Annotated in this window: 14 protein-coding genes; 5 read left to right on the top strand and 9 right to left on the bottom strand. The window is 32.4% G+C overall.

Going from position 1 to position 15,078, the window contains the following annotated elements; all coding sequences use genetic code 11:
- Positions 1 to 44 precede the first annotated feature (44 nt).
- From ACQ654_RS10445 to ACQ654_RS10455, 3 genes are all read right to left on the bottom strand, one after another.
- Positions 45 to 272: a class I lanthipeptide gene (locus ACQ654_RS10445; RefSeq protein ID WP_430410273.1), complete on the bottom strand. Its 228-nt coding sequence runs from the start codon at positions 270 to 272 to the stop codon at positions 45 to 47.
- Between the two features lie 181 nt (positions 273 to 453).
- Positions 454 to 672: a class I lanthipeptide gene (locus tag ACQ654_RS10450; RefSeq protein ID WP_430410274.1), complete on the bottom strand. Its 219-nt coding sequence runs from the start codon at positions 670 to 672 to the stop codon at positions 454 to 456.
- A gap of 49 nt (positions 673 to 721) precedes the next feature.
- On the bottom strand, positions 722 to 943 hold the full coding sequence (locus ACQ654_RS10455) for a class I lanthipeptide (RefSeq protein ID WP_430410275.1): 222 nt from the start codon (positions 941 to 943) through the stop codon (positions 722 to 724).
- 186 nt (positions 944 to 1,129) lie between these two features.
- On the opposite strand from ACQ654_RS10455, the gene ACQ654_RS10460 reads away from it, so the two are divergent.
- From ACQ654_RS10460 to ACQ654_RS10470, 3 genes are all read left to right on the top strand, one after another.
- Positions 1,130 to 1,849: a queuosine precursor transporter gene (locus ACQ654_RS10460; RefSeq protein WP_430410276.1), complete on the top strand. Its 720-nt coding sequence runs from the start codon at positions 1,130 to 1,132 to the stop codon at positions 1,847 to 1,849.
- A 200-nt stretch (positions 1,850 to 2,049) separates the two neighbouring features.
- Positions 2,050 to 4,698 carry an AsmA-like C-terminal region-containing protein gene (locus ACQ654_RS10465; RefSeq protein WP_430410277.1) on the top strand — a complete coding sequence of 883 codons (2,649 nt, stop codon included), beginning with the start codon at positions 2,050 to 2,052 and terminating at the stop codon, positions 4,696 to 4,698.
- A gap of 247 nt (positions 4,699 to 4,945) precedes the next feature.
- Complete coding sequence (locus ACQ654_RS10470; RefSeq protein ID WP_430410278.1) at positions 4,946 to 5,569, top strand: LysE family transporter; 624 nt, start codon at positions 4,946 to 4,948, stop codon at positions 5,567 to 5,569.
- A gap of 273 nt (positions 5,570 to 5,842) precedes the next feature.
- Here ACQ654_RS10470 and ACQ654_RS10475 read toward each other — a convergent pair whose 3' ends face one another.
- On the bottom strand, positions 5,843 to 6,637 hold the full coding sequence (locus tag ACQ654_RS10475; protein ID WP_430410279.1) for a DUF2797 domain-containing protein: 795 nt from the start codon (positions 6,635 to 6,637) through the stop codon (positions 5,843 to 5,845).
- Positions 6,638 to 6,767: 130 nt separating this feature from the next.
- Here ACQ654_RS10475 and ACQ654_RS10480 point away from each other — a divergent pair, with 130 nt between their 5' ends.
- Entirely contained in the window at positions 6,768 to 8,288 is a 1,521-nt protein-coding gene (locus ACQ654_RS10480) for a GH3 auxin-responsive promoter family protein (RefSeq protein WP_430410280.1), read from the top strand.
- 186 nt (positions 8,289 to 8,474) lie between these two features.
- Positions 8,475 to 10,094 (top strand): OmpA family protein, encoded by a 1,620-nt coding sequence (locus tag ACQ654_RS10485; protein ID WP_430410281.1) that lies wholly within the window; start codon positions 8,475 to 8,477, stop codon positions 10,092 to 10,094.
- Between the two features lie 77 nt (positions 10,095 to 10,171).
- Here ACQ654_RS10485 and ACQ654_RS10490 read toward each other — a convergent pair whose 3' ends face one another.
- The 5 genes from ACQ654_RS10490 to clpP form a co-directional block, all read right to left on the bottom strand.
- A complete protein-coding gene (locus tag ACQ654_RS10490) occupies positions 10,172 to 10,669 on the bottom strand; it encodes a hypothetical protein (protein WP_430410282.1) in 498 nt (165 codons plus the stop codon).
- Between the two features lie 245 nt (positions 10,670 to 10,914).
- Entirely contained in the window at positions 10,915 to 12,162 is a 1,248-nt protein-coding gene (locus tag ACQ654_RS10495) for a serine hydrolase domain-containing protein (RefSeq protein WP_430410283.1), read from the bottom strand.
- Between the two features lie 117 nt (positions 12,163 to 12,279).
- Positions 12,280 to 13,047 carry a LytTR family DNA-binding domain-containing protein gene (locus tag ACQ654_RS10500; RefSeq protein ID WP_430410284.1) on the bottom strand — a complete coding sequence of 256 codons (768 nt, stop codon included), beginning with the start codon at positions 13,045 to 13,047 and terminating at the stop codon, positions 12,280 to 12,282.
- A gap of 62 nt (positions 13,048 to 13,109) precedes the next feature.
- On the bottom strand, positions 13,110 to 14,342 hold the full coding sequence (gene clpX / locus ACQ654_RS10505; RefSeq protein WP_430410285.1) for an ATP-dependent Clp protease ATP-binding subunit ClpX: 1,233 nt from the start codon (positions 14,340 to 14,342) through the stop codon (positions 13,110 to 13,112).
- Between the two features lie 34 nt (positions 14,343 to 14,376).
- A complete protein-coding gene (clpP, locus tag ACQ654_RS10510) occupies positions 14,377 to 15,069 on the bottom strand; it encodes an ATP-dependent Clp endopeptidase proteolytic subunit ClpP (RefSeq protein WP_430410286.1) in 693 nt (230 codons plus the stop codon).
- Positions 15,070 to 15,078: the final 9 nt, after the last annotated feature.

Raw genomic sequence — 15,078 nt, forward strand, 5'->3', positions numbered from 1 at the left:
GAATGTTAAACACTATAATTTACGCTTATAACAACTTTAAGCAATTAATCTGGAGCTTGAAGATCATCTTTTGGTGCGGTTGTGCAAATATAAGATGCTCCACCACCACAATCGTTTGTACAATTTCCTCTTGAACAATTCCAAGCTGTTTGTAAAGGCGTACATCCATCAGTACATCCATTAGTGAATCCTCCACCATAAATTGCATCTGGATTCAAATTTGAAACTGATTTCTTGTTTAATGCGAGTCCTTTTAATTCTTTTTTCTTCATGATTTTGAGTTATAAGTTTGTTAATAATGATGCTCAAATCTAAACAACTGAAAACCGTAGAAAAAGTTTTCCTTCTCGATATTTATGAATCCCGAGCCAATATTTTAATTCCAAAAAGCGCATGAAAACTAGCCTCATACGCTTTTTAGAATAAATAGATTTAGTGTGGTAATTTTTTAAATTATATTCCATCATCTTGCCCCATAGGACAAAGTATTGAAATTCCTCCTGCGCAATCATCTGTACAATTTGCACGTGTACAATTTAAAGCTGTTTGGAAAGGTGAGCATCCATCAGAACAACCTGCTGTAAATCCTCTTCCTCCGTTAATAGCGTCACTATTTAAATTAGAAATTGAGTTTTTGTTTAAATTCAGTCCTTTTATTGCTTTTTTCTTCATGGTAATAAGTTTTAATTGGTTTGTATAATTTTATAAAAAGAGTTGATTTTTAAAGTGCGTCATCTGGTGCTTCCAATGTGTAACAAATTCTAGATACGCCACCGTGACAATCATCTGTACAATTGGCGCGTGTACAATTTAACCAAGTTTGTGCTGGCGTACATCCATCTGTACATCCGTCGGAAAATCCGCCGCCGTTGATTGCTTCACTATTTAAGTTAGAAATTGATTTTTTGTTTAAATTCAGTCCTGATAATTTTTGTTTTCTCATAATGTAATATTTTAAGTTTGTTGTTAAATGGTTTGTTTTGATGATGCTAAACTACTCATCATCAATTACCTAAAAAAGAGAACACTCTTGGTATTTATAAATTTCAACTCCGTATTTATGAATTCGTAGTTGGTATTTTGTGGGAAGACAAATTCTACAAAAAGAAAGTTTAGTATCTTTACAAATATGACCGCAGCAGACAAAAAATTAGCTTCTAAAATATATTTATATTTAGCGGCACTCTTCATTACTTCCTTAGTTGTTTCGAATCTAATTTTTCAGAAATTCTTTTATTGGTATCCATTTGACATTGAAATATTTGGAGAAAGTTTGTTTAAAATTTCAGTAGGATTATTGCCGTATCCAATTACATTTTTAATTACAGATGCCATTTCTGAGGTTTATGGAAAAAAGAAAGCTAATCAGATTGTAATCGCTGGAATTTTTGCATCGTTTTTCTCATTAGGAATAATTTATATCTCGAAAAGTGTTCCCGCATTACCAAGTTCGCCTGTGAGTGATAAAATGTTTACACAAGTATTCGGAAACGCACCTTTAGCGGTTTTTGCGTCAATGCTTTCCTATTTATTTGCACAATTTATAGACATTCAATTGTATCATTTTTGGAAAAATTTGACCAAAGGAAAACACTTATGGTTGCGAAATAACTTTTCCACCTTCACATCACAATTTGTAGACACTTTTTCTGTAATAACACTCTTGTGCTTGTTCAAAATATTACCTTGGAGCTTGTATTTAGGATTACTTGTTAGCGGATTTATCTTTAAAGTTTTAGTCGCTTTTATAGATACGCCATTTTTATATTTAATAGTATATGCGTTTAGAAAACGGTTTAATTTAGAAATTGGTGAGGAAATCGACTTGGATTCGTACACCGAACAATAAGTGCATTTTATTCGTGTGTTGCAATTATCATTAATTCGCTTTGTAGTAAAATTTAGGAACGTTTTGATTCAACAAAGGCTCTAAGTTAACTCATTCAATTGGCACATTAACTCATATGATTCTATTTCAAAAATTTATCATCTTGTTAACAAAGGTTTTTTAAAATTTCACTTTATTAGTATCAGAAAAAAATTGAATGTATGAAAGTGAAAAAAGTTTTAAAAATAACCGGAATAACCTTACTAGTTTGCATCATTGCATTAGCCGCTGCTCCTTTTCTATTTAAAGGAAAAATTATTGCAATGGTAAAAGAAAGCATCAATGAAAATGTAAATGCAAAAGTTGATTTTGCTGATGCAGATGTTAGTTTTTTTCGAAACTTTCCAAAAGCGTCTATTGTCTTAGAAGATATTTCAGTAATTAATAATGCACCTTTTGATAACGATACGCTTTTTTATGGAAAAGAAGTTTCCGTTACAACAGCAATTAGTGAACTTTTTAAAGGTTCAAACGAAGCTATTCAAATTTATAGTTTTACAGTAGACAATGCAAAATTGAACATTCTTGTCAATGAAGACGGAAATGCAAACTACGACATTGCAAAACCAACTGAAACAACACAAACGCCTGAAAATGTTACGCAAACATCCGATTTCAAATTCAAAATAGACAATTATCATATTTTAAATACTGATATTAATTATTACGATGCAAAAAGCAAAACAAAGCTACTTGTTAACAACTTACAACATGAAGGTTTTGGCGACTTTTCATTGGAAAAATCTGAACTCAATACAACAACAGATGCACAAGTTTCTTTTGGAATTGATGGCATGAATTATATTGAACAACAACAAATTGCACTAGAAGCATTGATTGAAATGGATTTGGCAAATGCAACATATACATTTCTGGAAAATGAAGCATTGATAAATCAGTTACCATTAAAATTTGATGGTTTTATAAAAGTAAATCCAGACTCACAAGAAGTTAATCTTACATTACAAACACCTTCTTCGGACTTTAAAAACTTTTTAGGCGTCATTCCGAAAGCATATGCGAAGAATATTGAAACTGTACAAACATCTGGAAATTTTGAAGTTTCAGGAGAAATCAAAGGAATTGTAACCGAAACTACCATTCCTAACATAGACATCAAAGTAGTGTCAACAAACGCTTCTTTTAAATATCCAGATTTACCAAAAAGTGTTCAGAATATCAACATTGACGCTCAATTAAAAAATACGACTGGAAAAACGGAAGATACCTATTTCAAAATTGGCAACTTAGCGTTTAAAATTGACGAAGATTCATTTCGTGGAAACGGAACAATTTCACAATTAACCACAAATCCGAAAGTGAATGCAACCATTGTTGGGAAACTGAATTTAGAAAATATTTCGAAAGCATATCCAATTGAACTGAACAAAGAACTGAGCGGAATTTTAGATGCAAATTTGACAACAAATTTTGACATGAACGCCATTGAAAACGAACAATATGGACGTATTAAAAACAATGGAAACTTACAAATTTCAGATTTTTTATTCTCTTCGAAAGATGTGGTAAATCCTTTGGCGATTTCGGAAGCAAAAATTGATTTTGTGCCTGGAAAAATTTCCTTAAATAAGTTTGATGCAAAAAGCGGAAAAAGTGATTTTAAGGCAACTGGAACAATTGAAAATTTATTGGGTTTTCTGTTTAATGAAGGGAAACTAAAAGGTAACTTCAATGTAAACTCAGATAACTTTTATGTTAGTGATTTTATGGTTGCAAGTACCGAAGGAAGCGAAAACGAAAACACAGAAGTTGTTAAAGGTGAAGCGTTAAAAATTCCTGCATTTTTAGACTGTAATATTTATGTAAATTCAAACAAGGTATATTACGATAATATTACGTTAAATAATGTAAAAGGAAACTTATCATTAGAAGATGGAGACGCTATTTTAAATGATTTAAGTTCAGAAGTATTTGACGGAAAAATTAAAATGTCTGGATTAATTTCTACCAAAACAGACACGCCAACGTTTGCAATGGATTTAAACATGGACGAGTTTGATATTTCCAAATCATTTAATGGTTTAGAGTTGCTGCAAACTATTGCGCCGATTGCCAAAGCATTAAACGGAAAACTGAATACTACAATTTCTCTAAAAGGTGATTTAACGGAAAGTTACACACCAAATTTAACCACGATTTCTGGAAACGCTTTCGCGGAATTGTTAACGACTACATTGAAATCTCAAAACATTGATTTTTTCAATACTATTAATGACAAACTTTCTTTTATCGATCTCAATAAAATTAATATTGAAGACATCAAAACAAAATTATCTTTTGAAGATGGAAAAGTAGGTGTAAAACCGTTTTCATTCAACTACAAAGATATTAACATTACCGTTGATGGAAGTCACGGATTTGATCAATCGTTAAATTACAATGCTACATTTGAAATTCCTGCTTCGTACTTAGGTTCGGAAGTGACAAAACTATTATCTGAAATTAAATCTGATGAAGCAAAAAAGATTACTGTTCCTGTTTCTACAAAAATTACTGGAAACTTTACAAGTCCAAATTTCTCAACAAATATTGCAAGTGCCACGAAAGATTTGGTTACGAAATTAGTCAAAGTAAAAGCACAAGAAGCACTTGGAAATATCAACACAGGAAATGAAACAGTTGATGGTATTTTAGGAGGTTTGATTAAAGGAAATAAAACTGAAAAAGATACTACCGTTACCACTCCAAATTCTACAGGAGATAAGGTGAAAAGTGTGCTTGGAAGTTTATTTGGAAACCGTAAAAAGAAGAAAGAAGCCGAAGAAAAAAAGAAAGATTCGGTTAATTAATGTGAAAATTTTTTGAGTTTTTAGTTCGTTGATTTTCAATCTATTCTTTCAATTTCAACTTCTAAAACGTCTATTGAAGTGGTTTTTTGTTTGATGAGCAAATGCGAAACAAACAGAAAACTGTATCGAGAATTGCTTTGTAAACTATTACTATTCGTTGATTTGTGTATGTGTAGTTTCTTCTTCCGATTTTAAATTCATTTTCAATGTTTTGTAATGATTTAAAAAAGTTTACTACCAATACCTCATGGAATTTCTTTTATACTTTATCGTTGGTGTTTTTGTTACGTTTTTAGGCGCAATTCCTCTAGGAACGGTTAATATTTCGGTGATCAATACAACGTTGCGTGTTGACGCACGAAATGCAATGAAAATTGCGCTAACTGCCGGTATTGCTGAAATTATCATTTCGTTTTACGCTTTACACTGTAGCATGGTTGTTGCCGATTTTATTGATATGCATCAATGGATTCAAATTGCTATTGCTTTTATATTATTCTTACTCGGTGGAATTTTATTTTTTAAGAAAAAGAAAGAAGAAACTGTCGAGAAAAAACGTAAAACATCCAACTATATAACAGGTTTGTTTTTAGGATTGCTAAATCCGCCCGTATTAGTTTATTGGATTTTTATAATTACATATTTAAATAAAAACGCTTTCCAACTAAATATGAATACGTCATTAACAATTCTGTTTGTATTTTTCTCAGGTGTATATTTAGGGAAATTACTAACACTTTACGGCTACAGTAGGTTCAGTATTTTGATTAAGAACAGAGTACAAAATATTGCCGCAATAATCAATAGAGTAATTGGCGTATTGTTGCTTGTAATTGGTTGTGTTCAGGTGTTGAAATATATATTGGGGTAAACACAGATTTGAGTAGTAATAAGTTAATATTGAGACTTTAGTATTGAGGTTTGAGATTATTATAAGATACTCGTTGTGCATTTTGAGTTCAAAAGTATAAACAAGCGTCAGTTTGAATGGTTTTGAAGTACGAAAAATTGTATCGAGAACTTACTTAGGATAAAAATTCTATTCTCGATACAAATTTTACTCATTTTCAATCGTAAAATGCACAACGGATTAAAATATATTTTAAAACTAACACGTATGCATAATTCTTTAATTATTAAATTTTTAATGAATTGCAAGATTCACCACCAAACCTTCATTTCCGCGAACGTTGAAAACAGTATTGTCTTCAAAAATTAAGTATTGCCCTTTAATTCCTTTTAAAACTCCTGTATAATTTGGCGTTTTGGAAAGGTTCAAACTTTTTACTTTTTCAGGATATGAAAGTACAGGAAAATCTAACTCTACCACTTCCCTATTTGGCAAATAATACGGTTTTGCTTCTTCTGGAATAAATTGTTGTAACTCTTCTTTTTTAGCTAGCAAATCGGCATCTTCATTTAAGTTTTGAAGCATTTTTCGCCAATTTGTTTTATCGGATACAAATGATTTAAGTGCAACTTCCGTAATTCCTGCTAAATATCTGTTTGGAACTTCTACAATTTCTACCGCTTTTACAGCTCCTTGGTCTATCCAACGTGTTGGTACTTGTCCTTTACGTGTAACTCCAACTTTTATTTCACTTGACAAAGCTAAATAGACAATATGTGGTTGCAATTGTACTTTTTTCTCGTAGACCAAATCACGATCTTCTACATCCAAATGTGCTGTGCTCAATTCTGGTCGCATAATCCAATCGCCAGCCGTTGGAATTTCAAAAAAACAGCTTTTACAGAATCCTTGACGGTAAATTTGTTTATTTAAATGACAATTTAAACATTCAAATTTCTCAAAATTTAATGTGAGTGTTTTAGTAAGTAATTGGTTCATATTCAAGAAATCATCTTCAAAATTTAGGTAATATTGAATAGGTTTTCCGAACTCAGTTTGCATTTTTGTTAAAACACCTTGATACATCATTAAAGTTTTTTGCTATTTTTATTCACTTAAAGTGTGATTGCTGTAAAAGCAGATCGTTGACGAAAGTAAAAAACTTTTCACTAGCAACCATATTTTATCAACTAAAAAACAACCGAATAACGTATACATAATGCCGATACCATTAGTAAATTCTATCGCTTCTTGGTTTTTGAAAAAACGCATCTATCAAATAGAGCTTTTTTTGAAAAACCCGCATGAAGTACAATTAGAATTACTAATGTCGTTAATTACAACTGCGAAGAAAACAGAAATCGGCAAGCAATATGATTTTCCTACGATTACCAATTATAAAACCTTTACCGAACGAATCCCTGTAACTTCCTATGAGGAAATGCAGCCAATGATTGAACGTTCACGTAGAGGTGAAAACAATATTTTTTGGCCAAAACCGATTCGTTGGTTTGCAAAATCGAGCGGGACTACAGATGCTAAAAGTAAATTTATTCCCGTAAGTGATGATTCGTTAGAATTGTGTCATTATGCCGCCAGCAAAGATTTGTTGTGTATGTATTTGAACAATAATGAAGGTTCACAATTGTTTAATGGAAAAAGTTTACGCTTGGGCGGAAGTAAAGAATTGTACGAGCAAAACGGAACATTTTTCGGTGATTTATCTGCTATTTTGATTGATAATTTACCGCTTTGGGCAGAATTTAGTAGCACGCCAAGCAATAAAGTTTCCCTAATGGGCGATTGGGAAGTGAAAATTGACGCCATTATTGCTGAAACATTAAAGGAAAATGTAACAAGTTTGGCAGGCGTTCCTTCATGGATGTTGGTGTTGCTGAATGAAGTTATTGTGCAAACGAAAAAAGAACATTTATTTGAAGTTTGGGAAAACTTAGAAGTTTATTTTCATGGTGGCGTAAGTTTTGTTCCGTACGAAGAACAATATCGCAACTTATTGCCAAAGTCGGAATTTAAATATTATGAAATTTACAATGCTTCTGAAGGTTTCTTTGCAATTCAAGATCGAAATAACTCTGACGAACTCTTATTAATGCTTGATTACGGTATTTTTTACGAGTTTATTCCAATGGAAACATTTCATACAGTAAACCCAGAAACAATTCCATTATCAGATGTTGAAATTGGTAAAAATTATGCAATTGTTATTACTACAAATGCAGGTTTATGGCGTTATATGATTGGTGATACAGTTCGGTTTACCTCTACAAATCCACATCGAATTAAAGTTACCGGACGAACCAAACATCACATCAATGTATTTGGTGAAGAGTTGATTATTGAAAATGCTGAAGCTGCATTAAAACGTGTGTGTGTTACTACAAATTCTGAGATTGTAGAGTACACTGCTGGCCCAATTTTTATGGAGCATAAAGAGAAAGGCGCACACGAATGGATTGTTGAATTCAAAAAAATGCCAAAAAACATGAGCGAATTTGCTTTTTTATTGGATGAAGCTTTGCAAAATATCAATTCGGATTATGAAGCAAAACGGTTTAATAATTTAACATTAAATAGCTTGAAACTTCATGTGGCGCGCCCACAATTATTTTACGATTGGTTAAAGAAAAATGACAAGCTTGGCGGACAGCATAAAATACCAAGATTGTCTAATCAACGTACATATTTAGACGAATTACTTCGGATGAACTCTTTACAATAATACCTTGTTTTTCAATAAATTAGGTTTTTTATAGGTATAACTACTTGGTTTTCATATTACTTTTTTAACATTTCATACACCTTATCGGTTTTTCAGGTAATTAGTCTAAAAAACTGTAAGGATCTCGGGCGCAGTTTTATCTTTACGTTATCAGATTATTAACAAAGTACAATACCAAATTTTAAAATGAGAAAGTTTACACCTACGATGTTGCTATTTGCGGCGACATTTACTGTAACTTTCGCAACTGCACAAGGGCCAACGGCAGAAGCGATTGAGAACAGTAATTTCTACACAGAAACGAACAACACGGAAGAATTCGAGAACAAAGCTATCAAAGCGTTAGATCCAAACGGATTTATGTATGAATTCGAAAATCTAAACATTAATACACCTTATTCAGAACATGCAACTGCATTTTTCAGAGATAAAGTAATTGTATCTTCTGCAAAGCGAATTGGAGCTTTGACAAGTAAGAAAGATGGTTTTTACAATTTATATTGTGGAGATTTGAATCAAAAAGGAGATATTAAAAACTTAGTAAATTTTTCAAGAGCAATCAATACCAGAGAACACCATGAAGGTTCTGTAGCATTATCTAATGCACAAGATGTTGTTTTCTTTACAAGAAGTGTTGAGGAGAATGGAGAACACAATTTAAAAATATTCAGAGCAGAAATGCTTAATTACGAATGGACAAATTTTGAAATGTTGCCATTTAATGTAGAAGGATATTCAATTGAAAACCCTGTGTTATCTCCAGATGATAAAACAATTTATTTTTCTGCAAACATTCCAGGTTCAAAAGGTGGATACGATTTATTTTCCGTAACTATTAACGAAGACGGAACATATGACGCTCCTAAAAACTTAGGTAGTGAAATTAATACACACAAAGACGAAAGATTCCCGTACATCATGGGAGACAATAGTGCTTTATACTTTTCATCTAACGGACATTACAACTTAGGAGGTTTAGACATCTTTGAAAGTAAAGTAATTAACGGAAAATTCAATTTCCCTGTAAACATGGGAAGTTCTTTAAATAGTCCTGAAGATGATTTTGGATTTTTAATGGATCAGTCAAACTCTGGATTCTTTACATCAAACAGAGCTGGTGGAAAAGGTGGAAATGATATTTATTATTTCAAGAGAGAAAAGACATTACAATTATTACAAGGAACAATTGTAGATTACAAAACAAACATGGTATTGCCAAATGCTACTGTAACTGTAATTGATGCATATGGTCGTATTGTTGATAAAATCAAAACAGATGATAAAGGAGCTTTCACAACAAACGTGATTCCTTACAACTCATATACATTACACGCTTCTAAAGATGGTTTCATTGAAACTGACGAAGATTTCGAATCGTTTAGAGGTGATGATTTCACGCATGAGTTAACTATTAAGTTACCACAAACGAAAGCTGAAATCGTAGAAGTTGAAGAAAAATTAATGATCAAAATAGAAAATATTTATTTCGATTATGGAAAATGGACACTGAAAGATGAGTCTACATTAGCTTTAAACAAGGTAATTGATGTATTAAACGATAATCCAAACATGGTTATTGAAATCAATGCACATACAGATACAAGAGGTAAAGCTGGCTATAACTACAAGTTATCAGATAAAAGAGCCGCTTCTGCTATGAAATATTTAATCGAAAATGGAATTAACGCGAGTCGTTTAGTTTCAAAAGGATACGGTGAAACACAACCAATTGAAAAGTGTGGTGCTAACTGTTCAGAAACCCAGCATGAAACAAACCGCAGAATCGAGTTTGTTATTGTTGAGTAGTACTTAGTAATAAACTGATATATTGCCAAAAGCGCTTATGAAAATGAGCGCTTTTTTTATTTCTTAATTTGTAACAACTAATCTACTATTATTAAGTTTCTATATTTTGCCCAACCATATAGATATTCTCGTAATTCTTGAACTCTAGGGTTAACATCAATTTTTCCATTTCTAATTGCAACAGAAGCGTTTAGATCAATTAAATATTTAAAAATTCCTAGTATATCAGGAGCAAAATGCTGATTATCATCTTTATAACCCGGATTTAACCAATGACAATATATCTGATAATCTCTATCACTAAAATAATCAATTGTTTGAGTTACATCTTTTCGATATTGCATAGCGCATAATACAATTGATGGTTCATGTACGGTTATAATTTCACCTACGTATTTATTCCGTTCTTCAGGACTTCCGCTAACTAAAAAAACATTTACGTACTCAGATTGATTCAAATACAGTTTTCTCATTTTTTTTCCTGTTTTAATCTTATCATTACCAAAAAGAGAATACCAAGTTTTTGATTTTCCTGAATTTCTATGCCCTAAAACACCTATCACTAATTTATTCATCTATTATATTTTAAATTACTTCACTAAAGTATCATACCGTATACTATAATTATTACGGAAAACCGGAAAACTATTATGTGTTTATTAATGATTTATCTGAGAAAGCACCTCAACTGTGCTCGATGTGACATAATAGAATCTATTTTCGATACCGTAGTATTTTAGAATACCATCAAAAACAAACAGCCAAAAATAACTAGCGAACTAACTACTTTTGACTGTTATATATGATGATTATTTTTCTATTATTTGCTATTCGTTTCCTTCTTCAACATCTTTTTATAACGTCCATTTCCAACATATGTATAAATCAATTCAGACAAGTAGAACTTGTTATGTCTCCATGAATCGCCCAAACGAACGATAACAAGGTTTTCTGTCGGATTTACATAAACATGTTGCCCAAGGATTCCTAACGCGTTGTAATCGTCTCCTTGGAAGTAAGAAACATATCTACCGCTTTTTAGCTTTTTCGTCTTTAAAAACTGCTTATTATTCGCTTTAGCATAGGCTTCACCTTCTGCTTCCGTATCAAATACGTCGTAATGTGAACTTGTCCACCATTTGTTTTTGTATCCAGAGTGCGCATTTATTTTTTTACCACTGTTTGTTTTAGCAACCCAAGCTTCTGGCACAATCTGAACTCCATTATATTTTCCGTTGTTTAAGTATAAACGTCCAAATTTCGCAAAGTCTTCCGCAGTTGCGTTTAGACAACAGAATGCTTTTACCATTTTGTTACGTTCGCTATCAACCGTCCAAGTAGCATCAGATTTCATTCCTAATGGTTTCCATATTTTTTGTGACAGGTATTCTTCTAAAGGCATTTTCGTTACACGCTCTAAAATGACACCTAATACTTGCGTATCAATACTTCTGTAGTTGAAACGACCTGGCGCTTCTGCAATTGACATTCCGTTGGTAATTTTTCCGCGAATGTTGGTTCCATAATATAAACGTGCCATTCCTGTAAATGGATTTAATCTTGGATATTCGTCAAATTTGATTCCGCTTTGCATGTTTAGCAAGTGCTTTACTGTAATTTTCTCAAAATCTTTATCTTGGCGTAATAATTCTGGTAAGTACGTTGTAATTGGTGCGTTTTCGTCTAATAAACCTTCGCCTTGTGCAATTCCGATTAAAGCAGATACAAATGATTTTGCTACCGAGAACGAAGTTAGTAATGAGTTTTCATTGTATTCATTGAAATATTTTTCATAGATAATTGTATCGTTTTTGATTACCATAAAGGCGTTTGTGTTTGTACCTTGTAATGTTTCATCTAAAAATGAAGCCAATGCTGCATCAGTTTTTGCTGCAAACATGAAATCTTCTGTCCCTTTTTTTACTGTAACATTTGGTTGCCATTCATTGTCGGTTATATCGGCTTGTCCGTGACGAACAGTTCTATAAACCATTGTGCAACTTTCGCAATAGATTGCGGTAAGTACGATGAGTGTAAGGGCGAATACTTTGAATATTGACTTTTTCATAACGAATTGTTTTTATTGTTTGACAGTTCAATATTCCGACTTTACACGAGTGTTTGCAACTATTTGTGGCGAATGGAATGATTTGAGTGGTAGAATTTTTCCGCTTTGGCGAACAGTTTATTCTGCGGGATTAATGAATTTCTCTACCAATGCTTTTTTGTATGTTTTTGAAACTGGAATTTCTGTTACGTTTGGTTTTAACAGTAAGATGGTTTGAGAAGATTCACGTTTCCATTCTAAAAAGTGTGTTGGATTTATTAAGAAGGAACGATGTGTTTTTAGTAAGAATGGAAATTCTTCTTGCAAGACAGATATTTTGTTTCGAAAGAGTTCATTTTTCAATTCGCCTTGTAATAAGTAATGAACTTTTACGTAGTTGTTTGCCGATTCAATAAAAACTAATTCGGACGCTGTTAAGTGTAATACTTCTGCTTTGTTTTCTCCTTTGATGACAATGGTTTTTTCTTTCGGGGCAACCGAAATTGTTTCCACCATTGTTTTATCACCAAAAACCCAACGTAAAAATATCATTACTGGAAGAATGAGAAATACAGTTGGTATGACGCGTTGTGTGAAGAAAAACCAAAAATCGTGTGCATACGGATCATTTTCAAGCAAAATAAATTTGAAGAATATGTATCCTATTACGCCCGAAATTAAAAGCATTGACAGAATAAACAACCCTTCTTGCAGAATGGTCCATTTTCCTGAAAACTTGTAGAGTAATTTTTGTATTGGAATTGTGGTGAAATAGGTTAGTATACCTACTATTGAATATCCAAATGTAGCAAGTATTCGTTCTTCTTTTGGGAGTTGATACATATCGAAAGGTTCTACATAGAAGAAAAATAGAAATAACCAAAACCCAATAAAAAATCCAATCAATAATTGTTTCTTTATTGATTGGATGTAAAAATTTTTTATTTGCATTATCTACTAGATATTGTTTAGGATACTGCTTTTAATTTTTTGATGGCTACTTTTGATAGCTTTTTCTCAGCATATATTTTACTGATTTTTAATTCTTTTTCGTCAGATCCTGGCAATTCGAACATGGCATCTGTTAAGATGGTTTCACATAATGAACGTAATCCACGAGCTCCAAGTTTGTATTCAATTGCTTTTTCAACAATAAATTCTAACGCACCTTCTGTAATTTCAAACTCAATATTATCCATTGAGAATAATTTTTTGTATTGTTTGATGATTGCATTTTTTGGCTCAGTTAAGATAGCACGTAATGTATTTGCATCTAACGGATTCATGTGTGTTAGTACAGGTAAACGACCAATAATTTCAGGAATTAGACCAAAATCTTTTAAATCTTTTGGAATGATGTATTGCAAAATATTTTCTTTGTCAATGATTTCCTCTCCTTTGGAAGCACTGTAACCAACCGCTTGCATGTTTAAACGTTTGGTGATAACTCTTTTGATTCCGTCAAAAGCACCACCTGCAATGAATAAGATGTTTTCTGTATTTACTTCAATGAATTTTTGATCGGGATGTTTTCTTCCACCTTTTGGCGGAACATTTACCACAGTTCCTTCTAGTAATTTTAACAATGCTTGTTGTACACCTTCTCCAGATACATCACGTGTAATTGATGGATTGTCACTTTTACGTGCAATTTTATCAATTTCATCAATGAAAACAATTCCACGTTCTGCTTTTTCCAAGTTGTAATCAGCCGCTTGTAATAAGCGCGTTAAGATACTTTCTACATCTTCTCCAACATATCCAGCTTCTGTTAATACAGTTGCATCTACAATTGCCAACGGAACGTTTAACATTTTGGCAATTGTTTTTGCCATTAATGTTTTTCCAGTTCCTGTTTCACCCACCATGATGATATTACTTTTTTGTATTTCAATATTATCATTTGTTGGTGGTTGTAACAATCGTTTGTAATGATTGTATACGGCAACTGACATTACTTTTTTTGTAGCGCCTTGCCCGATAATGAATTCGTCTAAGAATTCTTTAATTTGTTTTGGTTTGCGCAATACCAATTCTGATGATAATTCATCGGTATTAGCTTGTTTTGACTCTTCTAAGACAATTCCATGCGCTTGTTCAATACATCTGTCACAGATATGTGCATCTAAACCTGCGATTAACAGATTTGTTTCTGGTTTTTTTCTACCACAGAATGAACATTCTAATTCTTCTTTCGCCATTATTTGTTGTTATTTACTTGTAGAGATTTTTAGTTTATTCTCTTACAAGTATTTCATCAATCATTCCGTAAGCTTTTGCTTTGTCAGCTTTCATCCAATAATCTCTATCAGAATCGTTGTAAACTTTGTCGTATTCTTGTCCAGAATGCTTTGAAATGATATCGTATAATTCTTTTTTCAATGTCATTATTTCTCTAGCCGTAATTTCAATATCACTTGCTTGTCCTTGTGCGCCACCAAGTGGTTGGTGAATCATAACTCTTGAATGTGTTAATCCAGAACGTTTTCCAGGATGTCCAGCACATAGCAATACTGCTCCCATAGAAGCCGCCATTCCTGTACAGATAGTTGCTACATCTGGTTTGATAAACTGCATGGTATCATAGATTCCTAAACCTGCATACACGCCACCACCTGGAGAGTTGATGTAGATTTGAATGTCTTTAGACGAATCTACACTTTCCATAAATAAGAGTTGTGCTTGTACAATATTTGCTATTTGATCGTCAATTCCTGTTCCTAAGAAAATGATTCTATCCATCATTAAACGTGAGAATACATCCATTTGAGCAACATTCATTTGACGTTCTTCAATAATATAAGGTGTCATTCCTACTGGGTTTGAAAATGCAGAAGGTGACATGCGACTTACGATTTTATCATAGTACATGTTACTGATACCGTGATGTTTAGTCGCATATTTATGAAATTCTTTTTTATAATTCATTTTGTGTCT

The organism is Kordia sp. (assembly GCF_965283645.1).
Taxonomy (GTDB): Bacteria; Bacteroidota; Bacteroidia; order Flavobacteriales; family Flavobacteriaceae; genus Kordia.

What these genes read in the sequence shown, in the direction of transcription:
- ACQ654_RS10445 (WP_430410273.1), bottom strand. Translation starts at nt 272, where the DNA reads ATGAAGAAAAAAGAATTAAAAGGACTCGCATTAAACAAGAAATCAGTT.
- ACQ654_RS10450 (WP_430410274.1), bottom strand. Translation starts at nt 672, where the DNA reads ATGAAGAAAAAAGCAATAAAAGGACTGAATTTAAACAAAAACTCAATT.
- ACQ654_RS10455 (WP_430410275.1), bottom strand. Translation starts at nt 943, where the DNA reads ATGAGAAAACAAAAATTATCAGGACTGAATTTAAACAAAAAATCAATT.
- ACQ654_RS10460 (WP_430410276.1), top strand. Translation starts at nt 1,130, where the DNA reads ATGACCGCAGCAGACAAAAAATTAGCTTCTAAAATATATTTATATTTA.
- ACQ654_RS10465 (WP_430410277.1), top strand. Translation starts at nt 2,050, where the DNA reads ATGAAAGTGAAAAAAGTTTTAAAAATAACCGGAATAACCTTACTAGTT.
- ACQ654_RS10470 (WP_430410278.1), top strand. Translation starts at nt 4,946, where the DNA reads ATGGAATTTCTTTTATACTTTATCGTTGGTGTTTTTGTTACGTTTTTA.
- ACQ654_RS10475 (WP_430410279.1), bottom strand. Translation starts at nt 6,637, where the DNA reads ATGATGTATCAAGGTGTTTTAACAAAAATGCAAACTGAGTTCGGAAAA.
- ACQ654_RS10480 (WP_430410280.1), top strand. Translation starts at nt 6,768, where the DNA reads ATGCCGATACCATTAGTAAATTCTATCGCTTCTTGGTTTTTGAAAAAA.
- ACQ654_RS10485 (WP_430410281.1), top strand. Translation starts at nt 8,475, where the DNA reads ATGAGAAAGTTTACACCTACGATGTTGCTATTTGCGGCGACATTTACT.
- ACQ654_RS10490 (WP_430410282.1), bottom strand. Translation starts at nt 10,669, where the DNA reads ATGAATAAATTAGTGATAGGTGTTTTAGGGCATAGAAATTCAGGAAAA.
- ACQ654_RS10495 (WP_430410283.1), bottom strand. Translation starts at nt 12,162, where the DNA reads ATGAAAAAGTCAATATTCAAAGTATTCGCCCTTACACTCATCGTACTT.
- clpX (WP_430410285.1), bottom strand. Translation starts at nt 14,342, where the DNA reads ATGGCGAAAGAAGAATTAGAATGTTCATTCTGTGGTAGAAAAAAACCA.
- clpP (WP_430410286.1), bottom strand. Translation starts at nt 15,069, where the DNA reads ATGAATTATAAAAAAGAATTTCATAAATATGCGACTAAACATCACGGT.